The sequence below is a fragment of the Gordonia hongkongensis genome, from assembly GCF_023078355.1.
In the GTDB taxonomy this organism is placed as follows: domain Bacteria; phylum Actinomycetota; class Actinomycetes; order Mycobacteriales; family Mycobacteriaceae; genus Gordonia; species Gordonia hongkongensis.
The window spans coordinates 271,398-295,365 of record NZ_CP095552.1 but is presented as its reverse complement, the minus strand read 5'-3'; the positions used below and the strand labels follow the sequence as shown (position 1 = coordinate 295,365).

General features: G+C 68.9%; 24 protein-coding genes and 1 pseudogene. 11 read left to right on the top strand and 14 right to left on the bottom strand.

What is annotated here, in order from left to right; translation table 11 throughout:
- Nucleotides 1-122: 122 nt before the first annotated feature.
- Nucleotides 123-1,355 carry an LCP family protein gene (locus tag MVF96_RS01355; RefSeq protein ID WP_247450891.1) on the top strand — a complete coding sequence of 411 codons (1,233 nt, stop codon included), beginning with the start codon at nt 123-125 and terminating at the stop codon, nt 1,353-1,355.
- An 85-nt stretch (nt 1,356-1,440) separates the two neighbouring features.
- On the top strand, nt 1,441-1,977 hold the full coding sequence (locus tag MVF96_RS01350; RefSeq protein WP_058253734.1) for a ferritin: 537 nt from the start codon (nt 1,441-1,443) through the stop codon (nt 1,975-1,977).
- Between the two features lie 225 nt (nt 1,978-2,202).
- Here the strand turns inward: MVF96_RS01350 and MVF96_RS01345 are convergent, their stop codons facing one another.
- The 5 genes from MVF96_RS01345 to MVF96_RS01325 all read right to left on the bottom strand — a co-directional run bounded on the left by MVF96_RS01345 (nt 2,203) and on the right by MVF96_RS01325 (nt 6,633).
- Nucleotides 2,203-3,126 carry a DUF5926 family protein gene (locus MVF96_RS01345; protein ID WP_065631277.1) on the bottom strand — a complete coding sequence of 308 codons (924 nt, stop codon included), beginning with the start codon at nt 3,124-3,126 and terminating at the stop codon, nt 2,203-2,205.
- Nucleotides 3,127-3,181: 55 nt separating this feature from the next.
- Nucleotides 3,182-3,991, bottom strand: a complete 810-nt coding sequence (locus MVF96_RS01340) for a glycerophosphodiester phosphodiesterase family protein (RefSeq protein ID WP_058253733.1) — start codon at nt 3,989-3,991, stop codon at nt 3,182-3,184.
- Entirely contained in the window at nt 3,988-5,025 is a 1,038-nt protein-coding gene (locus tag MVF96_RS01335) for a DUF4328 domain-containing protein (RefSeq protein WP_137809858.1), read from the bottom strand. Before MVF96_RS01335 ends, MVF96_RS01340 begins: the two co-directional genes overlap by 4 nt.
- Entirely contained in the window at nt 5,022-5,372 is a 351-nt protein-coding gene (locus MVF96_RS01330) for a rhodanese-like domain-containing protein (protein WP_205333324.1), read from the bottom strand. The genes MVF96_RS01335 and MVF96_RS01330 overlap by 4 nt, the downstream gene beginning before the upstream one ends.
- 397 nt (nt 5,373-5,769) lie before the next feature.
- Entirely contained in the window at nt 5,770-6,633 is an 864-nt protein-coding gene (locus MVF96_RS01325; protein ID WP_137809856.1) for a S49 family peptidase, read from the bottom strand.
- An 89-nt stretch (nt 6,634-6,722) separates the two neighbouring features.
- On the opposite strand from MVF96_RS01325, the gene MVF96_RS01320 reads away from it, so the two are divergent.
- Nucleotides 6,723-7,472 carry a VOC family protein gene (locus tag MVF96_RS01320; protein ID WP_247450890.1) on the top strand — a complete coding sequence of 250 codons (750 nt, stop codon included), beginning with the start codon at nt 6,723-6,725 and terminating at the stop codon, nt 7,470-7,472.
- Between the two features lie 95 nt (nt 7,473-7,567).
- Here the strand turns inward: MVF96_RS01320 and MVF96_RS01315 are convergent, their stop codons facing one another.
- Entirely contained in the window at nt 7,568-8,641 is a 1,074-nt protein-coding gene (locus tag MVF96_RS01315; RefSeq protein WP_247450889.1) for a winged helix DNA-binding domain-containing protein, read from the bottom strand.
- Nucleotides 8,642-8,692: 51 nt separating this feature from the next.
- Nucleotides 8,693-9,403 carry a peptide-methionine (S)-S-oxide reductase MsrA gene (gene msrA, locus MVF96_RS01310; RefSeq protein WP_247450888.1) on the bottom strand — a complete coding sequence of 237 codons (711 nt, stop codon included), beginning with the start codon at nt 9,401-9,403 and terminating at the stop codon, nt 8,693-8,695.
- Nucleotides 9,404-9,577: 174 nt separating this feature from the next.
- On the opposite strand from msrA, the gene MVF96_RS01305 reads away from it, so the two are divergent.
- Both MVF96_RS01305 and MVF96_RS01300 read left to right on the top strand, forming a co-directional pair.
- On the top strand, nt 9,578-9,730 hold the full coding sequence (locus MVF96_RS01305; RefSeq protein ID WP_165629232.1) for a hypothetical protein: 153 nt from the start codon (nt 9,578-9,580) through the stop codon (nt 9,728-9,730).
- Between the two features lie 208 nt (nt 9,731-9,938).
- Nucleotides 9,939-10,568: a superoxide dismutase gene (locus tag MVF96_RS01300; RefSeq protein WP_004021423.1), complete on the top strand. Its 630-nt coding sequence runs from the start codon at nt 9,939-9,941 to the stop codon at nt 10,566-10,568.
- A 362-nt stretch (nt 10,569-10,930) separates the two neighbouring features.
- Here the strand turns inward: MVF96_RS01300 and MVF96_RS01295 are convergent, their stop codons facing one another.
- Complete coding sequence (locus tag MVF96_RS01295; protein WP_211539251.1) at nt 10,931-11,683, bottom strand: energy-coupling factor transporter transmembrane component T family protein; 753 nt, start codon at nt 11,681-11,683, stop codon at nt 10,931-10,933.
- Complete coding sequence (locus MVF96_RS01290; protein WP_247450887.1) at nt 11,680-13,821, bottom strand: ABC transporter ATP-binding protein; 2,142 nt, start codon at nt 13,819-13,821, stop codon at nt 11,680-11,682. The genes MVF96_RS01295 and MVF96_RS01290 overlap by 4 nt, the downstream gene beginning before the upstream one ends.
- A 213-nt stretch (nt 13,822-14,034) precedes the next feature.
- Here MVF96_RS01290 and MVF96_RS01285 point away from each other — a divergent pair, with 213 nt between their 5' ends.
- The 3 genes from MVF96_RS01285 to MVF96_RS01275 all read left to right on the top strand — a co-directional run bounded on the left by MVF96_RS01285 (nt 14,035) and on the right by MVF96_RS01275 (nt 16,299).
- Entirely contained in the window at nt 14,035-14,556 is a 522-nt protein-coding gene (locus MVF96_RS01285) for a hypothetical protein (RefSeq protein WP_058253731.1), read from the top strand.
- Between the two features lie 148 nt (nt 14,557-14,704).
- Nucleotides 14,705-15,400 (top strand): TMEM165/GDT1 family protein, encoded by a 696-nt coding sequence (locus MVF96_RS01280; protein ID WP_205333921.1) that lies wholly within the window; start codon nt 14,705-14,707, stop codon nt 15,398-15,400.
- Nucleotides 15,401-15,537: 137 nt separating this feature from the next.
- The gene (locus tag MVF96_RS01275) at nt 15,538-16,299 is read left to right on the top strand and encodes an SDR family NAD(P)-dependent oxidoreductase (protein ID WP_165629234.1); all 762 of its coding nucleotides are present in this window, start codon (nt 15,538-15,540) and stop codon (nt 16,297-16,299) included.
- Nucleotides 16,300-16,360: 61 nt separating this feature from the next.
- Here the strand turns inward: MVF96_RS01275 and MVF96_RS01270 are convergent, their stop codons facing one another.
- The 3 genes and pseudogenes from MVF96_RS01270 to MVF96_RS01260 all read right to left on the bottom strand — a co-directional run.
- On the bottom strand, nt 16,361-17,536 hold the full coding sequence (locus tag MVF96_RS01270; protein ID WP_247450885.1) for an MAB_1171c family putative transporter: 1,176 nt from the start codon (nt 17,534-17,536) through the stop codon (nt 16,361-16,363).
- Nucleotides 17,537-17,578: 42 nt separating this feature from the next.
- Nucleotides 17,579-18,091 carry a hypothetical protein gene (locus tag MVF96_RS01265; protein WP_058253708.1) on the bottom strand — a complete coding sequence of 171 codons (513 nt, stop codon included), beginning with the start codon at nt 18,089-18,091 and terminating at the stop codon, nt 17,579-17,581.
- An 18-nt stretch (nt 18,092-18,109) separates the two neighbouring features.
- Nucleotides 18,110-18,313 (bottom strand): annotated as a pseudogene (locus MVF96_RS01260) (XRE family transcriptional regulator); the annotation flags it as partial.
- 400 nt (nt 18,314-18,713) lie between these two features.
- On the opposite strand from MVF96_RS01260, the gene MVF96_RS01255 reads away from it, so the two are divergent.
- Complete coding sequence (locus MVF96_RS01255; RefSeq protein WP_247450883.1) at nt 18,714-19,541, top strand: hypothetical protein; 828 nt, start codon at nt 18,714-18,716, stop codon at nt 19,539-19,541.
- A 44-nt stretch (nt 19,542-19,585) separates the two neighbouring features.
- Here MVF96_RS01255 and MVF96_RS01250 read toward each other — a convergent pair whose 3' ends face one another.
- Nucleotides 19,586-21,238: a TM0106 family RecB-like putative nuclease gene (locus MVF96_RS01250; protein WP_058253705.1), complete on the bottom strand. Its 1,653-nt coding sequence runs from the start codon at nt 21,236-21,238 to the stop codon at nt 19,586-19,588.
- A 227-nt stretch (nt 21,239-21,465) separates the two neighbouring features.
- On the opposite strand from MVF96_RS01250, the gene MVF96_RS01245 reads away from it, so the two are divergent.
- Nucleotides 21,466-22,158: a DUF6474 family protein gene (locus tag MVF96_RS01245; protein WP_068969999.1), complete on the top strand. Its 693-nt coding sequence runs from the start codon at nt 21,466-21,468 to the stop codon at nt 22,156-22,158.
- A gap of 207 nt (nt 22,159-22,365) precedes the next feature.
- Nucleotides 22,366-23,037, top strand: coding sequence for a hypothetical protein (locus tag MVF96_RS01240; RefSeq protein ID WP_247450882.1), 672 nt, complete (start codon nt 22,366-22,368; stop codon nt 23,035-23,037).
- On the opposite strand, the gene MVF96_RS01235 is transcribed toward MVF96_RS01240, so the two are convergent.
- Nucleotides 23,017-23,919, bottom strand: coding sequence for an alpha/beta fold hydrolase (locus MVF96_RS01235; RefSeq protein ID WP_137809846.1), 903 nt, complete (start codon nt 23,917-23,919; stop codon nt 23,017-23,019). The two genes, MVF96_RS01240 and MVF96_RS01235, sit on opposite strands and share 21 nt — an antisense overlap.
- Between the last annotated feature and the right edge of the window lie 49 nt (nt 23,920-23,968).

Sequence of the window (23,968 nt, the reverse complement as noted above, 5' to 3'; positions counted from 1 at the left end):
GCCCCGGACCGCCGATGCCGCCCGGGCGGCCAGCGGGCCCGTCTCCGCGCCCGGGGCCACCACCCGGACAAGGCCACCGCCCTCCTCCCGGTGCCGTCGGTCCGTCCGCTCATCCGCAGGCCATGCCGCGGATCCCTGCACGCGGTCCCGACCCGCGCCGGGCGCCCGGCCCCGGTCCCACCGGCCGGCCCCCGCACCCGTCCCCGGCCGATCGGCCGCCACCATCGGCGCGGCCCGCTCCCGGCGGGTATGCGCCCACCCAGAAGCCGGAGCCGATCCCCGACAATCGGTCTCGTGGACCTCGTCCGCCGCGTGGCGACCGTCGCGACCGGGACCGGTCCGTCGGACGTCCGCCCGCGACCCCGGGGCCGGCCGGTCCTCGCCGGCCCCGGCGCACGGGGCGCCGCGCGGTCCGGGTGGGCAAGATCCTGATGATCCTGCTGCTCGTCGTCGTCCTCGGCAGTGTGGGACTGCTGTTCTACTACGACACGAGACTGGACCGGATCGACGCCCTGCCGGCCTACGCCGGACGCCCGTCGGACACCCCCGGCACCAACTGGCTCATCGTCGGTACCGACTCGCGATCCGATCTCACCGAGGAACAACGCCGGGCGCTGGCCACGGGTGACGCCGACGGCTCCCGCACCGACACGATCATGCTCGTCCACAACCCGCCCGGCGGCGGCAAGGCGATCGTGGTGAGCATCCCGCGCGACCTGTACGTGGAGGTGCCGGGCCACGGCAGCCTGAAGATCAACGCCTCGTTCAGCATCGGTGGTCCGGCGCTGCTCGTGCAGACCGTCGAGAACCTGACCGGCATCCGCATCGACCACTACGCCGAGATCGGCTTCGGCGGATTCGACACCCTCGTCGACTCGGTCGGTGGCGTCGACATGTGTCTCGACCAACCGCTCAACGACCCCAAAGCCGGTCTGCGCCTGGCGAGAGGCTGTCATCGTCTCGACGGTCGGCAGGCTCTCGGGCTGGTCCGGACCCGCGCATTCCCGCGCGCCGACCTCGAGCGCGTGGTCAATCAGCGGAAGTTCCTCGCCGCACTCGTGTCTCGCGCGACCAGTCCGTCGGTCCTGCTCAACCCGTTCCGACTCTTCGGGTTCGTCGGCGGCGCCATCGACGCGCTCACCGTCGATGAGCGAGATCACATCTGGAACCTCGCGTCCCTCATGTTCGCGCTGCGCGACCCCATCACGACGACGACGCCGGCCGGCGAGAGCACCTTCACCGACGAAGGACTGGCGTTGCCCGTCACCGAGCAGACCGAGGATTTCTTCGGCTACCTCCGCGCAGGTCAGCCCGTCCCCGACGAGCTTCTCGTCGACGCCGGCGGGCCGTCGTGAAAGGGTCGCCAAACGCAGGCCAGACTTGCCTTACTTAGCCTGAACTTGCTGGTGAGAGCCATTTTTCGTCTCTACGATGGGTCGCATGTCCGAACACACGAAGTTCCATCAGCTGCTGCACGACCAGATCAGCAACGAGTTCTACGCCTCGCAGCAGTACATCGCGGTCGCCACCTATTTCGACAACCACGACATGCCCCAGCTGGCAAAGCTCTTCTACCGCCAGGCCGTCGAAGAGCGCAATCACGCGATGATGATCGTGCAGTACTTCCTCGACCGCGACATGGAGGTCGAGATCCCCGGCATCCCGGCACCGAACAACCGGTTCGAGGACTACCGTGCGCCCATCGATCTCGCTCTCGCACAGGAGAAGACGGTGACCCAGCAGGTCGTCGACCTGGCGAAGTCGGCCCGCGACACCGGCGACTACCTAGGCGAGCAGTTCGTGCAGTGGTTCCTCAAGGAACAGGTCGAGGAGGTCGCGACCATGACGACCCTGCAGACCATCGCCGAACGCTGCAACGGGAACCTCTTCGACCTGGAGAACTTCGTCGAGCGAGAGTTCAACGGCGAGAAGACATCCGACGCCACCGCACCGGTCGCGGCCGGCGGGAACATCTGACGGAGTTCCATCCGCCCCAATCCGAAAGAGCCGCGAAACCCCCGCTCCAGATCCGAGAGAACGACATAACCCTCGCTCCCTGAGGTGCGAGGAGCGCAAGCGACGAGCCACGAAGGGCTGGCGACGGACGTCACCACGCCCCTTCGTGGCTCGCTTCGCTCGCACCTCAGGGAGCAGAAGAAGGCTCTCAGGGAGCAGAAACAGCGCGGTTACGGACCACGCCGGTCAGCGCAGCGTGACCTGGCGACCGCGAATGCCGTTGCGGGAGCTGCGCTGTTCGATCGTCAGCGGCGAGGTGTCGGCGAGCGCTTCGCCGAGGCGGCGATCGAGCTCGTTGAGACCGGCGTACCACTCTTCGTGGTGCATCTCGTTGTCGAGGTCGAAGACCGGGACGAGCAATCCGTGGGTGCGGAACGATCCGGCGAACCGCGAACCCTCACCCATCGTCAGATGACCGGCCGCGTGGAGCCGGGCCATCGCCGACATCAGGTCGTCCTCCGGCTCGGGTCGAATCCAGCGCAGGTGCGCACGTTCGCCCGCATCGACCCACCAGGGCGCACCGGCGCCGCTGTCGACCACGAGCCGCGCGGTCGGCAGCACCGAGTCGTTGGCGCGCTCGAACATGGCCGTGATCTCCGCCGGGACCTCGGTGCCCTCCACGAACCACCAGCCGAAGTCCTGGTGCACCGTGATGTCCAAGGCGGCGTCGGTCTTCACGACCTCGTCGAGGCTCGGGGCCTCGTCGGCAGCCTCGAGGTCGAACTCACTGCCGGCGTCGGCGTGAGCGGCCCACGCGATGGCCGCGGCGAGTTCGACGGTCAGCGCCGAGCGATCGGGGTCGGTCTGCAGACCCACGAAACCCTCTGTCGCACCGTCGAGGTCGCGCGCGAGAGCAGGTACCGCGCCCGGCAGGATCGTCACGATCGAGACGTCGTTGCGGGAACCGGCCGGCTCGGTGAGCTCCAACCGCGCAGTCGCCGAGGCGACGAAGGTCCGCAGCGCGACGAAATCGCATTCGGACGCGAACCCGGCGAAGGGCCGGGGCGGCGGCGCCAGAGCTGCGGCCTGGCGTGCCTTACGTGCTGCGACGCGCTCGGCGCGATTGCTTCCCGGACGTGGTCCACTACCCCGTTTGCTCTTCTTGCCCATCGGTCCACTCTCTCACGTCGGCCCGCGGCGCCCGACAGGTCGTGCGGGCGGCAGCTCAGTCGACGGTGACCAGCCAGTCGCGCACCTTCGCCGGGTGGTTGGTGGCCAGCCACCGCACACCGAGATCGGCACACAGCTGGACGTCGACCTGCTCGTCGACGGTCCAGCAGTAGGTGACCCGACCGGCGGCGGCGGCGCGATCGACCAGGTCCGGGTACTGCCGCAGGGTCATCACCGACGGTCCGATGCCGGTCGCCCCGACCGCGGTCGCGGCGCCCCCGCCCAGGACCCGGGCGGTGTCACCGAGCAGGATCGTCGGCAGCATCGGGGCGTGGCGCCGGATCCGCCAGACCCCGGCCGACGAGAACGAGATGACCACGGCGCGGCTGTGATCGGCCGACGGCGGCGTCGCCACCCCGAACTCGTGCAGCATCTCGAGGAGCTTCTGCTCGACGAGACTGCCGAACCGCACCGGATGCTTGGTCTCGATGAACAGGCGGACGGGTCGGCGCCAGTCCAGGGTCAGCGTGAGCAGCTCCCGCAGCGTCAGGATCGACGCGGGTCCACCAGCGGCATGCCAGCTCCCGAAGTCGAGCTCGCGCAGTTCGGCGAGCGTCATCTCGCTGACGATCCCCGAGCCGTCGGACGTCCGGTCGACGGTCCGGTCGTGCACGCACACGAGTTCGTGGTCGGCGGTCAACCGGACATCGCACTCGAGGCCGTCCGCGCCCTGTGCGAGAGCCAGCTCGTAGGCGGCCAGGGTGTGTTCCGGACAGTCGCCCGACGCCCCGCGGTGCGCCACCACCGCCGGCTTGCCCGATCGGGAGACCTTTTCGGCCGCGCCCACGTTCACCCCTGAGTTCATCCGACCGCCACCCACCGTCTCGTCGGGACCGGGGCCGCCGCGGCGGCGTCGAACAGTGTCCGCACCCGGCGTGCCATCCAGAAGGCGAAGGCAGCCGAGACCGCTGCGCTGACGATGACCATCACCATCGCGTTCGCCCCGGTCTGCAGCGAGTCCGAGCGCCACGCGACGAGCCGGGCGATGATCGCCGCCCCGGCCGCCACATTCACCACCACCCAGGCGACCCACAACTTGCGGAGTCGTCGGCCGACGAGGTCGGCATCGAGCGCGGGGTCCTGGCCGACCCGATGCACAGCGACCTCCTGCACCACCAGCGGCGCACCGATGAGGTTGACCAGCGGCAGGCCGGCGAGCGCGGCGACCCAACCGGGCCGGCGCGGGTCGACGAGACCGGCCGCGGCGTAGGTGTCCGCGCGCAACTCCAGGACCCAGCGCATGAAAGCCAGCGTCGCCAGGACGAATCCGAGGAATGCGACGACACCGACGAAGATGGTCAGCCAGTCGGACGCGACGATGAGGAATTCGGGCAGCGGACGGTCGCGGTTGACGACCAGCAGGAGGTAGCGCACGAGATGGACCAGTGCGGACGCGGCCAGCGCAGAGCCCGCCACGTTCAGGGCGAACTGCAGTCGGACACGCGAACTCTCGAGTTTCTGGTGCGCGGTGTCGACCTCCGCCGGTTCGTCGTGCAGACCCCAGGTGGGTATGTAGACGTACCGGGGAATCAGTCGGGGGCCACGTCGACCCGAGGGGCCGCGGCGGACAGGAATCGCCTCGGGTGGGCGGCGGGCCACCCACCGGACGTTGCGACTGCGGTAGAGACGTCCGGCGGACACCGGGGCCGGGCCGGAGCGAGACGGGACGTGCGGCGGGCGCACCGCGCCGGGCGCCGGCGATCGTGCCGGCGTCTGCCGGGCGGCCAGCGCCCGCGCGGCATCCTCGACGACGCTGAGCGGTCCGCCGCATCGGGGGCAGTGTTCACGGCCGGGACGGTGCGGTGCCTGGATTCGACACCGCGGGCACAGGTCGATCATCGGCCGGCGTCGCCCGCGGGTCGCGTATCACCGATCTCGACGGGCTTGCCGTGTTCCTGCCAGGCGAGCATGCCGCCGCGGACGCAGATCCCGTCGTATCCGACCTGGGCGAGGTACTGCAGCACGCGCATCGATCGGCCGCTGGAGTGGCAGACCACGTACAGATCGTGATCGGGGTCGAGTTCGGCAAGGCGGCCGGGCACCTCGGCCAGCGGGATGTGCACGGCGCCCCGGATGTGACCGGACGCCCATTCGTCGTCCTCACGGACGTCGAGCATCACCGCGTCGGTCTGCCCGGTGAAGTCATCCGGAAGGTCGGTCACCGGCACCTGAGTGATGTCGCCCATGCTCACGTTTTCCATGGTGGCACAGAGACGGCCGGGCGCGGCGGCAGCTCGACCGGACCACTGCCCGCGCGCCCCGCTGTCATCACCGAGACGGGTGTGGAGCAAGGCGCTATGTAGACCTACATAAATTTATCCACATGTACGTCCTGGACATTTGTCCCTCGTTCGCGCACTGACCGTCTACTTGGGGATGAGACTGTGGAATTGTGGAAAAACGCTGGCCACCGGCCCGCGACTTGTGACCGCGATCACTCGTTTAGCCGAATGTGCGCGTAGGAAATTCACGAAAGTGCACACGCCGGAACGTCGTGAACTCTTCCTTCGATGAACAGCACCTGTGGATAACGTGGGGACAATTTACAAGCAAAACCATGTGAACGGGCTGTGATCGGGCCTTTCAGTCCCGGTGGAGCAGCGACAGCCGCAACGACGGGGCGCGGTCGAATGCCGCCAGAACGCCGGTCGTCACGCTCTCCGCAAATCCGGCAACCGATGTCTGGCTTCCCACGAGTCTCATGAGCAGCGGCTTCGGCGTCTCCACGACGGTGATCTCCGCGTCGGGGTACCGCTCGGCGACGACCGAGCGCATCACCCCGATCCCGTCGACGACCCCGAGTTCCGCGGCGCGGTGACCGATCCACACGTCGCCGTTGAAGAGTTCCGCGTCGGAAGCGGTCAGCTTTTTACCGCGGCGCTGCCGGACCCACGCGATGAACGCCTCGTGCAGCTGGCCCTGCAATTCCTTCAGCCATTCGACGTCCTCGGGCTGTTCGGGCGAGAAGGTGTCGAGTCGCGCCTTGTTCTCGCCGGTCGTGTACAGCCTGCGCTGTACACCGAAGCGGTCGAGCACGGCCGAGAAACCGAAGCCCGACGACACGACACCGATCGAGCCGACGATGGAGGTGTGGGCGGCGAAGATCTCATCGGCCGCGCAGGCGATCCAGTAGCCGCCGGAGGCCGCGACGTCCTCACAGAACGCGAGGACCGGCACGCCCTTCTCCGCCGACAGCTGGCGGATGCGTTCGGCGATGTACTCCGACTGCGCAGGCGAGCCACCGGGCGAGTTGATGACGACCACGACGGCCCGCAATCGCTCCGTGGCGAATGCCTTCTTCAGAACCGGCTCGACGGACTCGGTGTTGACGCCGTGCTTGCCCATCCCCGCGATCCCGATCGGGCCGTCGAGACGGACGACCGCGACCTGCTCGGTCCGCGCCTTCGAGAATTTCTTCCCCACCGCCCCCAGCGGTCCTGCAGTCATCTGTCCGAGTGTAACGACGGCGACCCGCCTGCTGTTCTCCCACGCGCCGCGACAGTCCGCGACGTGGGACGCACCGTAGAATCTGCCGGGTGCAGGTGCGGTGGCTCAGCGCATTCCTCGACTTCCCCGCGGAGGTGTTCGGCAGCGAGGTGACCTTCTGGCGCGCGATCTCGGGCAGCACGGTCTCCCCGCCGCGGGGTGAGCACCGCGAGTTCGCCTCGCTGGAGCCCTTCTACGGCGACCCGCATCTGCGAGTCCAGCGGATCGACGACGGACCTGGTGGAGTCCACCTCGACATCCACACCGACGACCCGCACGCCGCCACCGCCGAGGCACAGGCACTCGGTGCGACCCTCGTCGTCGACGCCGGGACTCACCTCACCCTCCGGTCACCCGCCGGTTTCGTGTTCTGCCTCGTGCCGTGGGAGGGCGAATCGAAGCGGTCGCGGCCCATCCGTTGGCCCGGCGACACCATCAGCATCATCGACCAGCTGTGCATCGACATCCCCGCCGGCATGTTCGACGCCGAGGTCGACTTCTGGACCGGGTTCACCGGCTGGCCGACGAAGCCCCGGGGTCGGCCCGAGCTGGTCGCGCTCCGCCGCGACCCCGCGGTGACCCTAGGGATCCTGTTGCAGCGCACGCAGGATGAGTCACCGGACGGCGATGTGGCGACCGCACACCTCGACATCGCCACGAATTCCGTCCCCGACGAGGTCGCACGACACGAGGACTGGGGCGCCCGCGCGATCGAGCACTTCCCGCACTGGACGACGATGGCGGATCCGGTCGGTCGCCGCTACTGCATCACCTCGCGGAACCCGCGCACCGGCGATTGAGTCGCGGGCTCCTTCGATCCGGTTCGCAGACGTAGTGTGTCGTTGCGCTCGGCGCCACGATGTGCGACATCTGCCGGGCCCCGTCGCTCCGAGCTTCAGGTATCGACCAGGAATTCACGGAGCCGGTCGACCTCGGCGTCGACCTCGCGCCGTTCGGCGGCGGTCACCGGACGCAGGTACTCGACCGCCGGAACGTCCTCGGCGTCGAGAGACCATGTCCCTGCGAGGAATCCGTCGAGGAACACGAATCCGGGCGACCGGCCATTGGGAGTCACGGTGCGCCGGTACATCTCCGGGTCGGCGACCCGGATTCGGTCGGCCTGGGCGCCGATCACGTGGTCGAAGGGGGCGATCAGCCGCGCCGGCGCCGGCGCATCCGGGTCGGCGAGGGCGAGCCCGTCGAGGTCGTAGAGAACCTCGCCGTTCGGGCCATCGAGCCGGACGAGCTCCCAGTCCGCCTCCAGCTTTTCGACGAGGGGTCGCAACCGGGTGAGCCCGGACCACGTCTGGATGGCTTTCACGGTGGCCGGGCCGAACCCGCGCAGATACATCCGGACGAGATCGGCACGGGCTTCGTCGTCGACGACGGCCGGCTCGCCCGGGCCGGCCCACTCGTCGAACAGGCGGTACGTCGGAGCGCCCCGCCCGCGCCACAAACCACGCGGGGGGACCTGGACCAGTGGCAGCCCGCACCGTGCGATGGCGGTCAGGGTCGACGCATCCTCCGCCGGATGGCGGGCAACCAGTTCGCTCCCGAGGTCGGCGACGGCGAGTTCGCGACCCGCGAGAATCTCGGCGGCGGACCGCACGACCTGCGCCGGGTCGGCGTTCACCAGTCGCTGGGCGTGGATGTCGGTGAGTCCACGCCGCAGCGTGGGCTCGGCGAGTGGACGAATCCAGCGTGCGTCCTCGGCGTCGATCAGGAAGATCGTCGCGCGCAGCAGCGTCATGCGCACGACCTCGCGGTCGGTGAGCAGATCGTCCAGCTCGAGGGGATCGAAATCCGCGATCCGCGACCACAATCCGAAGAACGCCGCCCGCGGGTCCTGGGACTGCAGTCCGACGCAGCGGTCCAGAACCTCGATGGCGTCCTCCGCGACGCGGGTGAGCAGGTGCTGACGCTGCAGCAGGGTGCGATTCCACTGCCGCAGCGAGATCCGTTCGGTCACCGCGTGTCTCGTCGGGTCTGCGACCGATGGGTACGGCGGCGCACCGCGACGTCAGGCCGGGTAGGCGACACCGGTCGCGGCATGGCAGCGGTATCCATGCGGATTCTTCGCCAGATACTGCTGGTGGTAGTCCTCGGCGTAGTAGAACCGTCCGTCGCCCGCCTGCGCCAGCGGTTTGATCTCGGTGGCGATCGCACCCTCGCCCGCAGCGTCGAGTGCGGTCTGGAAGGTTGCGGCGGTGCTGCGGACGACGTCAAGGTCCGCGTCGGTCAGGGCGTACACGGCTGACCGGTACTGGGTGCCGATGTCGTTGCCCTGACGCATCTCCTGCGTCGGGTCATGCGACTCCCAGAAGACCTTCAGCAGGCCTTCGAGATCGACGACGGCCGGATCGAAGACCACCAGCGCCGACTCGGTGTGACCGGTCCGCGCGGTGCAGGTCTCCTCATAGGTCGGGTTGGGCGTGTAACCGCCCGCGTATCCGACGGCAGTCGTGTACACACCGGGGACCTGCCAGAAGATCTCCTCGATCCCCCAGAAGCAGCCACCGGCCAGGACGATCGCGTCGAGGCCGTCGTCGAAGCGTCCGATGCCGTGTACGTGGGAGCCGTCGGCCTCGGCCCGACCCCGCATCGGCGTTCCGAGAACGAGGTGCTCGCCCGGGACCGTGATCTCGGACGAGCGGCCGGGCAGTGCTGCGTCGGCGGCGACGAGATCCCGTTTGCGTGAACCGGCGGCGAAGAGCTGGTCGAGCCATGACATGCGCCGAGTCTACGCGCGGTGGGATACGGCCCGGCGACGACGAGTTGAGCTGACCGTTCGAGTCTGTTTATGATGGCGGTCACATCCGTGGCACTGTGATACCGATCACTCGAACGCCATCGCGGCCCGTCCGCCGGCAGGGATGTGCAGCCGTTCCAGGGACGAGAGGCGACGATGGCGACGCACGCGACCGGAGATCTCCGACGCGCCCCCGGGCTCGGTCGGACCGCCCCACGCGCCAACTACGACGTCGCGAGGAGTTGCCGCACAAGCGCCCTGACCATTCTCGCGCTCATCGCGGTCTTCATCCTGCTCGTCCTCATCTGAACCCAGCCGCCTCGATGCGGCCTGGTCAACTCTCAGCCGACGCACTCTCGCATCGTTGACATCTCAACCGCACTTGATGTTTCTTGGCGCGGGATTGTTGCAATCACCCATGCTCTGGGGAAGGCTGGAAGCATTCGCGTGGCGCCCGGCCGAGTCGTCGGAGCCATGCGTGGACAGGGAAACGAGTAGCACCTCAGAGAGGAACATCGTGGCTGAATACACCTTGCCGGATCTCGATTACGACTACGCGGCACTGGAACCGCACATCTCCGGCAGGATCATGGAGCTCCATCACAGCAAGCACCACGCCACCTACGTCAAGGGCGCCAACGACACCCTGGAGAAGCTGGCCGCGGCCCGCGACGACGACAGCATCGCCGGCAAGGTCTACGGACTCTCCGCCACCCTGTCGTTCCACCTGGGCGGTCACACCAACCACTCCATCTTCTGGAAGAACCTGTCGCCCAACGGCGGTGGCGAGCCCGACGGCGACCTCGCGGCCGCCCTCACCGAACAGTTCGGTGGCTTCGACAAGTTCAAGGCCCACTTCACCGCTGCCGCCACCACCCTGCAGGGTTCGGGCTGGGCGATCCTGGGTTACGACACCATCGGCGGCAAGCTCGTCATCCTGCAGCTGACCGACCAGAGCGGCAACATCCCCGCCGCGATCATCCCGGTCGTCATGCTGGACATGTGGGAGCACGCCTTCTACCTCGACTACCAGAACGTCAAGCCCGACTACGTCAAGGCGTGGTGGAACGTCGTGAACTGGGCCGACGCCAACGAGCGTCTCGCCCGCGCGAAGAGCCAGGGCAGCGGCCTGGTCGTCCCGGCCTGATCCCGGTTCGCCGAACCTCAACAGCGCCGGTCACCTTCGGGTGACCGGCGCTGTTTGTTGTTCGGGGCCACGTTCTCTGCTGCGAGCAAACCCCTGCTCCCCCGACGTGCGAGGCGAAGCCCCCCTGCTCCCTGATCCGAGAGTGCGACACATCCATTGCTCCCTGAGGTGCGAGGAGCGTTAGCGACGAGCCACGAAGGGTTTGGCGACGCATCTCACCAGGACCCTTCGTGACGGCCTCCGCAAGCTCCGGCCTCCTCAGGGAGCAGTGGGTGGGCCCGCTCCGAGACAACGAATTCCGTCGCGGTCCACGACGGCCGTCGGGCCGCAGATACTGAGGAGCGAGCTTACGAGTGTCACCCTCAGAGAACGAGCGTGACCGTGATGGCAACCGCGCAGGCCACACCTATCACGATGAGCGCCACCACATCTGCGCGCCCGGGGCCGGCCTGATGGGCGGTCAGACGGCCGGTGCCGCCACGGGCGGTGATCGCCTCGGACATCTCGGCGCTGCGTCGGAGCGCCGACGACATCGCCGCGGTGATCAGATCCATGATCCCCATCTCCGCCGACGGATGGTCGCTGCGGCCCTTGGCCGTCGGCCGGAGGCGATGCGCCGCACGCAGCATGCGCAACTCCTCGATGAGCAGCGGAAGACCCCTGAGGCACAACGCGATCGCGACCGCCCACTCGTCGACGGGCAGCCGGAGCCACCGCAGCGGGCGCATCAGCCGCGCCAGCGCCGGCGCCACGTCGGCCATGGGGGTGGTCCAGATGACGAGGATCGAACTGGCGACGAGGACGAGCGCCAGGGTGATCGCGCGCAGGAAGACCAGGGCGCCGGGGATGCCGGCGAACGACACGTTGAACGCGACGCCGATGCCGATCAGACCCCAGAACCACCACGGCGGACGAGGTATGGCGCCCAACGGGATTCCCGCGACGAGGGCGGTGATCACCACCACCGCGGCGACCATGCCCAGCGCCGGCCACGACGGCAGCACCCAGGTCATGATCCCGAGGATCAGCACGATCACGAGTTTGGTCCCCGCCCACAGCCGGTGCACGAACGAGTCGCCGGGCACCTGCCGCAGCGGGACGGTACGCATCGTCATCGGGTTCCTCCGTCCCAGCCGTGAGCCTGGTCGATCATCTGCTGCGAATCGGGCAGGAGACGCCCGTCGACCAGTCGGACCCGCCGGGTGCACACCGACTCCAACGACTCGAAGTCGTGCGAGATGATCACGATGGTCATCCCGTCGGCGCGGAGCCGGGCCAGCAGTGCGACGATCTCCTCGCGTGCCGGCGGATCGAGACCGGCCAGCGGCTCGTCCAGGACCAGCAGGTCGGGATGGCGCGCGATGAGACCGGCCAGCACGACGCGCCGCATCTGTCCGCCCGACAGCGCGTCGACCTTGGTGACCGCCATCCGGCGCGGCAACCCGACGAGTTCGAGGACCCGGGCGACCTCGGCGGTGCCCACCTTCTCACCACCGGCCGCCATGATCTCGTCGGCGACGGTGACCTTCTGCAGTTGCAGACGCGCGTGCTGGAATCCGAGTCCGACCGCGCCGACCCGCTCCGTCATCGGTGTTCCGGCGTCGAAACCCGCTCCGGGAGTGATCTTCTCGTGGATGTCCAGCAGACGGCAGGTACCGGTCCCGGGCGGGAGCAGGCCGGCCATGATCCACGCGAGAGTCGTCTTGCCCGATCCGTTGCCGCCGACGACGAGGAGTCCCTCGCCGCGGTAGACCGTCAGCGAGATGTCCTGCAGGGCAACGACCTCCCACGGTGAGCCCGGCAGGTGCGCGTAACCCACCTGGTCGAGCACGAGGAGCGGCCCGCCGATCCGCGAGGTCGGTGCGGGCGGGGGCGACGGGCGCGGGTTCGGCGCGCCCAGGTCGGCGTCGGGACCCGGCATCCAGTCGGGCGCGTGCGGCACGAGGCGTCCCCCGGCCAGGTGGATCACCCGATCGGCCGCCGCCGCCTCGCTGCCGCGGTGCGTCACCAGGACGACGGCGATCCCCCGGCGCGCCGGCAGGCCCGCCAGCAGCGCCAGCAATTGTCCCCGGCCTTCCGGGTCGACCATGGACGTCACCTCGTCGGCGATGAGGAGCTGCGGATCACGGGCGAGCGCCGCGGCGATCGCGAGCCGCTGCTGCTGACCGCCGGACAGGTCCGTGGTCTCCCGGTCACCGAGTCCGGCGAGACCGACCTCGTCGAGCAGTGCTTCGACGTCGACGTCGACGCCGGGCGGCAGACCCCAGACGACGTCGTCGGCAACGCGGGAACCCAGCATCTGTATCTCTGGACGCTGCAGGACGAGCGCGGTCCCGCCGTGCGCGCCCAGACCGGGCAGGCCCGGCCGGTGGACCACACCGGTGGACGGGTCACGCCCGGCCAGGATCTTCGCCAGCGTCGACTTCCCGGAACCGTTGGCGCCGACGACGGCGACGAACTCACCGGGATCGATCCGCAGGTCGATGTCGTGCAGCACCGGGCGCGCCTCCGGTGCGTAGGCGAATCCGACATGTTCGAAGACCACCGGAAGCGGCGCGATGCCCGGATCGTGGGCCGCGGTGACCACCGCGGCCGGGGCGAACCCCGACGGGACGGCATCGAGCGTGTCCTCGCTCGGCACGTCCCGCAGCCTGCTGATCACGGAACCGAGGATCCACCACGCGACGAGCAGCGAGATCGCGGTGCCGAGGGTTCCCGACACCCAGACCCACACCCACCAGTCGTCAGCGATGCTCCGGCTCATGGCGTCGAGCCCATCGGCGACGCCGCCGGTCGGGCCCCATCCGTGCAGCCACTTCGCGACGCCGTGGATGGAGTTGGTCATCGCCTCGATCGTCAGCTCACGCAGCGGCACCAGGATCAGGAGGATCAGCACGGAGATCCCACCGAGCACCGGCGAGGCGACCAGCGTGGCGACCCCGAGCACACCGATCCCCCGGCCCCGGCGCTTGATGTCGCCGACCAGGCCGCCGACCAGCGCGGATCCGAGGACGGTTGCCATCGCGCCGGTGCCCGCCATCGCGAACGCGACCGCGGTGGTGGCGACCGTGGCGGTGACCAGGGCCCGCGGCCGCGTACGCGCCGCGATGAGTGCGAGCGGCACCGGGGCGAGCAGTCCGGCGGCCTGGGCCAGTGGGATGACCGACGCGATGACCACCGCCGCGACGGTCAGTCCGCCGAAGATCGCGACGGACGCGAACTCCATGGGTCGCAGCGGGGGCGAGTTCTTCACCGGTCCAGTGTGCCTGGTGTCGTCGCCCCCACCGGCGGGGACAGTGCTCCGCGACCACCGCTGTCGTTCGTTCGCATGTTAAAGATCCATCACAACACGGTGATTCGAGTTGTCGACGCCTCGCCACCGGTGGAAGGTCTTCTCACCAGGGTCGGCCGTCGGTCCCCAGTCCGTGGATCACCCGAGGTCGTGCCCGGGTCGGAGGAGGACATGATGCAATCGATTCCGATCGGCCTCACACCGTTCCAGCACGAGGGCACGCTGAACGGCATTCTCATCTCGGGCCGCTGGCCGGAGTCGACGCTCGAGTGGACGCAGACGCTGGTGGCCTCGGTCCGGATCGCCTGCCGGCCGGGTTTCCTGCCCACGACGACGATCTTCGGCGTGGTCGAGCAGCGTCCGGAGCAGGGTGAGGCGGACACCGTCGGGATGATGGTCGCGATCGGCAATGTCGTCGACGACAGCTTCGTCGAGGCGGGCCGCTTCCTGAACAATCCGCCGGCGCTGGTCATGCTGCATCCCCCGTCGCAGACGCGCCCGTCCCTGCCCGAGTGTTCCCAGGTCGCCTCCGGCTGCGTGCTGCTACCCGGACTCCCCGAACTCGGGCTCGAACACCGGGCGGGATGGGCCGAGGCGGAGGCCGACGGCACGGTGGTCAACCTACGCAATCAGGTGGGTATCGACCCCAACGCCGACCCCGACACCGCCGTGCTGGCCATGCTTCTCGCAGCGTAGGGCGGGGCGGCTGTCCGAAGGCCATACGACGGGTCACCGACCCCGTGGATACGGGTCCCCGAACATCTGATTTTGATGGCCCTACCTGCGGAAATACGGGTCTTCGACGAGTTGCTTCCGCGAGTTAGCGCTGACTAACCTGGCGTCCGTGATTGCCGCCCTGCTCCTCAGCTTCGGCGTGATCTTCGTGGCCGAACTCGGTGACAAGTCACAGCTGATGGCGATGACCTACGCCCTGCGCTATCGCTGGTGGGTCATCCTCCTCGCGATCACTGTGGCCACCACCGCAGTGCACGCGGTCTCGGTGTTCTTCGGCCACTTCCTCGGTCTGTCGATACCCACCACGCTCCTGACGATCCTCGCCGGCCTGGCGATGCTTGTCTTCGGCCTCTGGACGCTGCGCGGAGACCGGCTCGACGACGAGGAGTCCAACCGGGCGACCCGCGTCGGCGCCTCGGTGTTCTTCGCCGTCATGTCGGCGTTCTTCCTCGCCGAACTGGGCGACAAGACCATGCTCGCGACCATCACGCTGGCCACCGACAACGACTGGCTCGGGGTCTGGATCGGGTCCACGCTCGGCATGGTCGCCGCCGACGCTCTCGCCATCGGTGTGGGTGTCCTGCTCGGCCGCCACCTTCCCGAGCGCGTCATCGCGATCGGCGCGGCAGTTCTCTTCTTCGCCTTCGCGGCCTGGCTCATCACCGACGGTCTGATCGGTGCGTCGGTACCTGTGATCGCCGGCACGCTGAGTGCGGTCGTGATCATCACCGGGATCGGCATCGTGCTGATCCGCCGGGAGAACCGCCTCCGTTCCGACGAGAGCGTCCGAGCGCTCGTTCGGTAATTCAGGGGGTCTTTCGCGGTTGGTGCGAGCCGTCTGACTATCGTGAAACTGCAGCACGAGCCGGAGCGGCGTCGCCGACGACGGCGGCGCGGCCGGCAGGAGAACGGGTCGGGTACCGCGAAAGGATCACCTCACACATGGACGTTTCAGGCGCTTCCGTACTGGTCACCGGCGGGGCCTCCGGCCTCGGTGCGGCCACCGCACGGCGTTTCGCCGCAGCCGGCGCCCAGGTCTTCGGCCTCGACCTGCAGGCCTCGATCGACAAGGCCGCGCCCACCGACGGAGTCACGCTGGTCGCGGCCGACGTCACCGACGAGACCCAGGTCCAGGCCGTCATCGACACCATCGCCGAGTCCGGGGCACCGCTGCGTGTCGCGGTCAACTGCGCCGGCGTCGGCTGGGCCGCACGGATACTCGGCAAGAAGGGCCCGCACGAGCTCGACCTCTTCCGCAAGGTCATCGACATCAACCTGGTCGGCACCTTCAACGTCATGCGACTGGCCGCCAACCGCATGCAGGAAGAGTCCACCATCGACGGCGACGGTCAGCGCGGCGTCATCATCAACACCGCATCGGTGGCCGCGTTCGAAGGCCAGATCGGTCAGATCGCCTACGCGGCGTCGAAGGGTGGTGTGCACGCGATGACCATCTCGGCGGCTCGCGACCTCGCACGCGTCGGCGTGCGCGTGTGCACCATCGCCCCCGGCACCATCAGCACGCCGATGCTGGCTGGTGTCACCCCCGAGTTCCAGAAGACCCTCGCCGAGGGCATCCCGTTTCCGCAACGTCTCGGCGAGCCCGACGAGTACGCGCAATTGGCGGAATTCATCGTCGCGCACAACTACCTCAACGGAGAGACCATCCGCATGGACGGCGCGATCCGGATGGCGCCGCGCTAGTCCGACCGACCCGCCTTGTTCACCTGAGGCGACTTCGCCTGTTCGAGGGCCGGCCGGCGCGTCACCGGTCGGCCCGCTCCTCGACCAACTGCACGGCGTCGAGCGCCCGGGCCAGTCTGATCAACGGCACGGCATCAGCTTCGAGACCCTCGCCATCGGCCGGCGCCAGGTCTCGGACGGCACCGCCGTCACCCTCTCGCGGATCGTGTCCGGCCACGGCGGCCCGCAACAGCCTCGCCTGCACCTCGGGTTCGGCATACCCGAACACCGCCGGGACCCGAGGACTCAACTGCGTCAACGCGTCTCGGGTCTCGACGACGCGCCGATGCAATCGGGTGGTCGGTGTCAGCCGGCCGGCATCCGGTAGCACCACTTCGGGGACCGCGTCGGTCACCAGTCGCCACAGGGGCACGAGTTCGGCGTCGAGGCGTCGACGACGCCGGTTGGCCGCGACCGACTGAACCCGCGCGTAGACCATCGGATAGCTGATCCCCATCAGGAACGTGACGACGCCGACGATGGCGACGGCCCGATTCGTCGTCAGGAGCCACGGCGACCGGACGACGTTCGTCGCGGACACGATCACGAACACGATCTGACAGACCGCGCCGACCGCGAGACACGTCAGACCCGTCATCAGAAGGCCAAGGGACACACGGAGATAGCCGTCCGCCGTCGCATAGAACTTGCGGACGCTGTTGACGCAGGCGACGAAGCCGTAGGCGAGGTAGCCGCTGGCGATCAGCATGAACAGCGCGAAACCCCAGTTCTGGACGGTCCATTCGTCGATGGTCGCGGTCCGGATCTCGACCGGGATGACCAGCATGGTCACCTGCAGCCCGACGAGTGCCACGACGAGGGGCAACGCCTCCCATCCGGCCCGGCGTTCGCGCGTGACCTTGCCGGGGAAGAAGAACACCACCACGAGCGCCGCGACCCCGATCGCGAGGAGCGCGTAGAACGCCACCCTCGACAGGCCGGTGAAACCGACCTCGTTGAGCACGTCGGCGACCGAGTCGTCGACGACGACGAATGCGAGGGTCAGCGCCGCCACGGCGATCATCATCGCCAGCGGCTGCAACCCCCATCCCGCACGGCGGATCTGATCGAGGCGCCAACAGAACGCGAGGGCGAAGACGACCGCGGCGACGGCGTTGACCGCGCCGATCCCGACGTCCACCCCTGAGGCCAGCAGATTGACCGTCGGGCCCCCGCCCGCGACAGTGATCACGCCCAACAGGGACTCACATTCTTCCCGGTGCCGCAACCGACCGGCGTGTCACAGCCATCCGCGATGACCCCCCAACAGTTTCTGGAGTCCACGCAGTTCGCCGTGCGACGCGGTGCTCCCGACGCCGGTGCCGGCGTCCTCGGCCCAGCCGAGAATCAACGAGGCGAGCATCTCGGCTTCCCACTCGGCGTCGTCGGAGTAGCACGTGCGCCGGAGCGCGGCTGCCGACTCGTCCTGCGTCAGGGCGGCGATCCCCGCCGCCGAGGCCTCACCGAGGATCTGATGGCCGGCGATCAGATGGCCGAACTCGTGGACGACGATCTGGTTGCGGTGCAAGCGTGAGGTGTGGGCCTGGTGGAAGAAGTAGTCCGCGTCGGTCGCGGCCAGCCAGATGCCGTTGGGAACCCCCGCGGGCAAGGCATGCTCGATCAAGCGGATGGGCCGACCGCGACGGTCACCGTACCGTTCGCAGAGTTGAGCCACGTCGAGGGGCAGATCGAGATCGAGCCCCTTCAGCTCGGCGCGGCACAATGCGCGCAATGCGCGCTCGGATCGACGCATGAGCTCATCGAATCACGAGCGCGCACCACGCCGGAATCCACCCGCCGCGATCGCCTTCGCGCTGTACGCCCTACCGTTCGGACCAGGAACCGTCCGGAACAGTTCCTCGAGCCGCCGGGCGAACAGCCCGGGGTCGAGAGCATCCGCGTCCGTCGTCCTCGAACGATCGGAGTCGGTGCGTCCGGTGTCGCCCATAGGCTTCTCCGCCCCTCCTGAAGTCATGACAATCTTCTCCGAAACGCAAAATTTGAATTTGCAAGCATTAAAGCCCGCTGTACACGGCCGTTGCAACGATCGGTACGATCAGAAAGTACCGGACCGCCGCGCTCTGCGCGTATCACCTGTGAAGATGGTGTAACGATCGATAGTGTGGCGTTCTTCACATTCATGGGGGTCATGGGTTGCCGACGCGGATCCGTCAGATGAACATTCGGGTTCGGCCCGCGGTGCGCGTCGATCCGCCGCACGGTGTCAGCGACGATGTTTCACCCCCTCGACTGTACGCCTGACGAACGATGAGCCACCGTCTCCCGACCCCCGCGGCGCCCGTGCCAAGCCGCGTGGTCTCGCCGTCCTTCTGATCGCTCTCGCCGCGATTCTCTTCATCGTCGTCGCGCCCGGGGTGGCGTCGACAGCCCCACCCGGCCCCGATGCGCCAGGCGCGGACTGGGCCGGTGACGCCCACTCCGACTCCGACTCCGACTCCGACTCCGACAGCGATCCCGATGACACGGACGAGGTCGACGACACCGACACCGACACACCCGCGGGCTCGGCAACCGATGACCCCGAGACGACCGAACCCGAAACCACGGACCCCGAGACCACGGACGAGTCCTCCGCACCGTCCCATCCCACGGGCTGCGGTTGTGGATCGTCGCCCATGCCAGGGACGTCGGACACGACGAGCGAGACCACGACCACGACCACGACCAGTACCGGCGATCCGGATCCGTCGACGTCCGGGCGCGAAACCACGTCCGGGCGCGATGGCGACGGTGACGACCCGTCCCGCGGCATCCGCCGGGAGGAGGACGCTCCCTCGGCGTCCGATGGCGATGTGAGCGGGTCCGACCTGGCCGGGGTCCCCGCGAACACCGGTCCGGCCGTCACCGACGTACCGACGGTCGCCCCGCCTGGTGGAGGTGGTTCGACCGGGCCGACTCCGGACTCCGGCTCCGGCAGCGGGCCGGACACCGATCGTCGTTCTCCACAGCCCGACACCGGTGTCGAATCCGACGGCTCCGACACCTCGCAGACGGTTGCGGGTGCAGCGGGTCCGCCGGTCGATCCGCCGCAGGCCTCGCCCGGTGTGCCGGAGGACTCGACGTTGACGTCGGTGCGGAAGTTCGTCCTCGGCGTGGCGCCGGGAGCACTGTTGCTGCTCGGCGCCGTCGCCCTGCTCGGCAGCGGGTCGTTCCTCGACTCGTTGCGCTCGATGCGTCCCTGACACGCGGCGACGAGACGTTCGACCCCGCGGTTCGGCTGAGGTCGTCAGCTCGCCCGGAACCGGTCGAGCAGATCCCGCTCGTGCGGCACCTGCGCGGCCGCGCCGTCGGTCATCCACTCGCGCAACACTTTTGTGGCACGGACATCGTCTTCGTTGTATTCGAGAAGTCGCCGGCGCTGCCCGTCGTCGGGGCGCCCGCCCCCGAGCGCGACAGCCGCCCGGTACCACTCCATCGACGCCTCGCCGCTCGCGTCGTCGTCGCGCCACGAGAACCCGGCGACCGGCGCCACTCGTTTCAAGCCCTTGCCCCGCGGGCAGATGAAGTTCTCGCCGACCGCCTCGTAGATGTCCACCCATTCCGACGATGCGATGAAGGCCTGGACCTCGGCGCGCGCCGGGATGCCCGGCTCGCCGGCAAACCTGTCGGCCGACCCCAGCAGCCATCGGTTCTCCGCCTGCTGGGAGTAGCAGTAGGCCGCGAACGTCTTCCCGGCCTCGCGGGCGGCGGCGCGTTCGGCCATGAGCCATCCCCAGAACTCGGCGAACGACCGCGCTTCATCGCGCGTGGGCAGCGGGTCCCAGGTGACGAACGGGCGGTACTCGACGGGCGCGGACGAGTCGGTGGTGTCGGTGCGCAGTGTCCCCCACAGATACGCCCCGTGCTCGCCGTAGCTCTCCATGTCGACGTCGATCTCGATGTCGGCGCGGTGGACCCGCGGCGAGTCGACGCGCCGGACGAGCTCGGTGCCGGTGAGCCAGGCGATCGCGTTGATGATCGCGTCGCCGAACCGGACGCCTCCCGGCCAGCCCTCCGGTGGGGCCCCGCGCTGTGCGGCCAGTTCGTCGATCGTCGTGATCCCGGCATCAATCAGGACCGAACCCTGGTTGCCGCTCGCCACGAGACTGACGTCGCGCTTCTCCTCGAGCTCCGGTCCGCAGCGCACCCACCACGGGCACGAACGGCATTCGCTGATCCGGCGGGGCTCGGTGGGGACCTGCCCACCCGCGACCGCGAGCCGATGCTCGAGGATCGCCGAGTAGTCCTCGAGCATCGCCCCGGTGTCCAGGACGACGATGCAGTCCGCGTCCACGCCGATCACGCCGCCGCGCAACTCTGTCGTGTCGGTCGACGACGCCCTGCCGATCTCCACGAGCATGGCGGTGAGATGAGCCAGCCGGAGGTTGTCCCGTCGGTTCGGCCGGCCGGTCCGATACGGGTCGGGGCTCGGTGCCCACATCCAGAACGGACTGGTCACCAGGCTGGGCGCGCGCCCGTCCGGTTCCGGCGTCGATTTCGCCGGCTGGCTGACCCGGTGGTTGACGACGATGACGGGTGTGTAACCGTCCCCGACCCGCACCAGCAGTTCGGAATGGCCACGGCGCCCGTGCTCCCGGTCGGTCGGCAGGGTCGCGTTCCAGATCCACGACGCCCCGGCGTCGCAGGCACGCAGCGTGGCCGCGACGCGCTCAGCGGTGCTCGCATCGGCGTCGACGACCACGAACGCGCCCGGCTGATCGCTGTGTACCCCCCGGAGCAGCTCGCGGATCGCCGCCCGATGGTCGGCCGCGGCCTCCTTGCGGCGCTGCACGCCAGGCGGATCGGGTTCGTCGGCGGGACGTCTGTCGTGCGCGAAATCGAGGGCGACCCGGTGCTCGCAACCGGCGAGGTCGCGCGGCGACAACACGACAGGGACCACGCCATCCCTTTCCGGGCTCGAACGGACGGACACGTGGTCGGATACAACCACATGTCATGCTTGTACTTGTTATCACGCGCGCCTGACGTCGGGAGCGAAGCGAGCGGGGCCACGAAGTGCGGCGCCGGACGCGATCGAGCGAGCCGGTCGACACCGGCGCCGGGAGCGGAACGAGAGCAGGCCGGGGGTCCACTGCGGTCTTCTCGGCAGCAGCGAAAGGGCATTCGATGGGATTGTTCTCCTCCGACGGTACGACTCGTGCTCAGCGCAAGGCAGAGGCCAAGGCTCTCAAGGCGAAAGCCAAGCTGGAGGCCAAGTTCGACGCCAAGTCGCGGCGCAAGGAACAAAAGGCCCGGCGCAAGAACGAGCACAAGTACTTCCAGAAGGAGATGAAAGCCGAGCGCAAGACCGCCAAGCAGCTCGCCAAGTCCCAGACGAAGGTGAGCAAGGCCGAGGCGAAGAAGTTCGCCGTCGAGGCGCAGGCCGCCGCCGACGCGAAGGCTCTCAGCCCGGCCAGCGTGAAGCGCTACCTCACCGTCGCCCGGCTCGTGGCACCGATCGCCGCACCCGTCGTCTACCGGGCCGCGGTCGCCGGACGCGAACAGCTCTCCACACTGCAGGCGAACCGCGCGGGGGTCTCACCGGAGGTGTTGCGCCAGTTCAGCGGTCACGGAGCGACCCTGTCCGCGCGGATCGCGACCACCCGTACGGCACTGGAGAAGGTCGTCGCGCAGGACACCAGCTCCGACTCCACGGATTTCGTCGCGGCGATGACCAAGCGCCTCGACAATCTGGACATCGCGGTGCAGACCGCCGAGACGATGTCGGCCGGTCAGCGCCGCACCGCCCACAAGTCCATCGCCGACGAACTCGAAGCCGTCGACGCCGACATCCTCGCGCGGCTCGGGGTCCGTTCCTGACCCACGGTCCGAGCCGGGTCCTCGCCGCGCCGGTGGACGGCGGCCCGTCGGGTGAGATCGGCGAGCGATCAGCGGCACGTGTGGAACAGGCTGCGGGATCCGGTCGCCGGTGCCCGGTTCCGGGGCACACCATTAGGATGGGTGCGAACGTGTCGCGCGGCGCAGCAGTTGCCGGGCGCCTGCCGGATACTTGCGAGGGAGCGCCGTATGACCGAGCCGGATCCGAACGCCACGCCGTCCGCCGGTGAGTCGAACCAAGACGAGCAGGCGCTGTTCCCGATCGCCGCACCGGAAGAGTCCGCCTCCGTACCCGACGCCGTACCCGCCGCGCCGGTAGCGAAGAAGGCCTCGCCGGAGACGGCTGCCGCGGAATCCGGCGGCGACAAGCTTCCGCCGAAGAAGGCGGCGAAGAAGAGCCCCGCGAAAAAGGCACCGGCCAAGAAGAGCCCCGCGAAAAAGGCCGCCGGGGCCGCACCGGCGAAGAAGTCGGCAGCCAAGAAGGCACCGGCCAAGAAGGCGCCGCCGAAGTCGGCGCCGCCCGCCCCGGAGCCAGTGGATCCGCCGACTCCGACCCCGGAACCCGAAGCGCCTCAGGTGTCGTCGGCCACGACCCCGGCGTCGCCCCCCGAGCCGCCGGTGACGCACTCCCCGAAGCCGGCCCCGACCGCGTCCTCGGCCCCCGCGCCCGCCGATCCCACGCCCGCGCACCCGCCGGTCGATGTGGTCGCCGAATCAGACGCCGCCCGTGCGACTTTCGCGCAGTTGCGATCGGGTTCGCCCACCGAACCCCCGACCACCAATCTCACGCCCGCGTATGCCGGGCTCGCAGCTGTGGTCGCGCTGATCGTCTTCGTCGTGTTACGCCGAGTCCTGCGCTGACGGTCCCGCCGCCGACGGGGCGGTGGTCGACCCGTTCGCCGGGGCGAGATCGCCGACCCGGTCGAGAACCGCGGCGACAACGTCGTCGGCGTGCGCTTCGGGCAGCCAATGGTCGGCACCGCGCAACGCGATGAACTCGTACTTCGCGTCGACCCACCCCGAACACAGGCGGGCCGCCTCCTCGCCGATCGCCGGGTCCGCGTCGCCCCACACGAACGTGGTCGGGACGCGGACCCGCCGGGGCGCGGATCGCTTGTCGGGGAGCGGCATCGCGCGATACCAACCCAGCGCGCCGGGAAGGGCGCCGTAGTCACCGATCTCACGGGCGATCCGCGACGCGAACGGTTGCGGAAGTCCCATCCGCTCCCCGAAGTCCGGTTGTGTTCGCATCGCCCAGCCGAGGAACTTCTCGGGCAGGACCGGAATCTGGAAGGCGGCCATGTACCAGGACCGGAAGATCTGTCCGTGGCGCATCGAGCGCAGGAACGCCCCTGGGTGCGGAACAGACAGGGCGGTCAGCGTTTTCACCCGCTCGGGATGGTGCGCGGCGACCGCCCACCCGACGAGTGCGCCCCAGTCGTGGCCGACGACGTGGGCTCGTTCGAGGCCTGCGGCGTCGAGCAGGGCGAGCACGTCCGCGGTCAGTTCGCTCTGCACGTAGTCCCGTCGGCGTGCGGGGCGAGCACCGGGCGAGTACCCACGCTGGTCCGGTGCGAGGGTCCTGAACCCGTTGTCGTGCAAGATTTCCGCGACCAGTTCCCAGCACGAGGCCCGCTGGGGGAACCCGTGCAACAGCACGATCGGTTCACCGTCGATCGGACCTTCGTCGGTGACGTCGAAGGTGTGGGGTCCGCGGTCGAACCGGGTGATGCGCGTCGTCATCGATGACCTTTCTGTGTCCGATTCACACCATGGCGATCACGCGCGCCGG

Coding starts and splice junctions, on each gene's coding strand:
- MVF96_RS01355 (WP_247450891.1), top strand. CDS start 123: ATGCCGCGGATCCCTGCACGCGGTCCCGACCCGCGCCGGGCGCCCGGC.
- MVF96_RS01350 (WP_058253734.1), top strand. CDS start 1,441: ATGTCCGAACACACGAAGTTCCATCAGCTGCTGCACGACCAGATCAGC.
- MVF96_RS01345 (WP_065631277.1), bottom strand. CDS start 3,126: ATGGGCAAGAAGAGCAAACGGGGTAGTGGACCACGTCCGGGAAGCAAT.
- MVF96_RS01340 (WP_058253733.1), bottom strand. CDS start 3,991: ATGAACTCAGGGGTGAACGTGGGCGCGGCCGAAAAGGTCTCCCGATCG.
- MVF96_RS01335 (WP_137809858.1), bottom strand. CDS start 5,025: ATGATCGACCTGTGCCCGCGGTGTCGAATCCAGGCACCGCACCGTCCC.
- MVF96_RS01330 (WP_205333324.1), bottom strand. CDS start 5,372: ATGGGCGACATCACTCAGGTGCCGGTGACCGACCTTCCGGATGACTTC.
- MVF96_RS01325 (WP_137809856.1), bottom strand. CDS start 6,633: ATGACTGCAGGACCGCTGGGGGCGGTGGGGAAGAAATTCTCGAAGGCG.
- msrA (WP_247450888.1), bottom strand. CDS start 9,403: ATGTCATGGCTCGACCAGCTCTTCGCCGCCGGTTCACGCAAACGGGAT.
- MVF96_RS01305 (WP_165629232.1), top strand. CDS start 9,578: ATGGCGACGCACGCGACCGGAGATCTCCGACGCGCCCCCGGGCTCGGT.
- MVF96_RS01295 (WP_211539251.1), bottom strand. CDS start 11,683: ATGACGATGCGTACCGTCCCGCTGCGGCAGGTGCCCGGCGACTCGTTC.
- MVF96_RS01285 (WP_058253731.1), top strand. CDS start 14,035: ATGCAATCGATTCCGATCGGCCTCACACCGTTCCAGCACGAGGGCACG.
- MVF96_RS01275 (WP_165629234.1), top strand. CDS start 15,538: ATGGACGTTTCAGGCGCTTCCGTACTGGTCACCGGCGGGGCCTCCGGC.
- MVF96_RS01265 (WP_058253708.1), bottom strand. CDS start 18,091: ATGCGTCGATCCGAGCGCGCATTGCGCGCATTGTGCCGCGCCGAGCTG.
- MVF96_RS01245 (WP_068969999.1), top strand. CDS start 21,466: ATGGGATTGTTCTCCTCCGACGGTACGACTCGTGCTCAGCGCAAGGCA.
- MVF96_RS01240 (WP_247450882.1), top strand. CDS start 22,366: ATGACCGAGCCGGATCCGAACGCCACGCCGTCCGCCGGTGAGTCGAAC.
- MVF96_RS01235 (WP_137809846.1), bottom strand. CDS start 23,919: ATGACGACGCGCATCACCCGGTTCGACCGCGGACCCCACACCTTCGAC.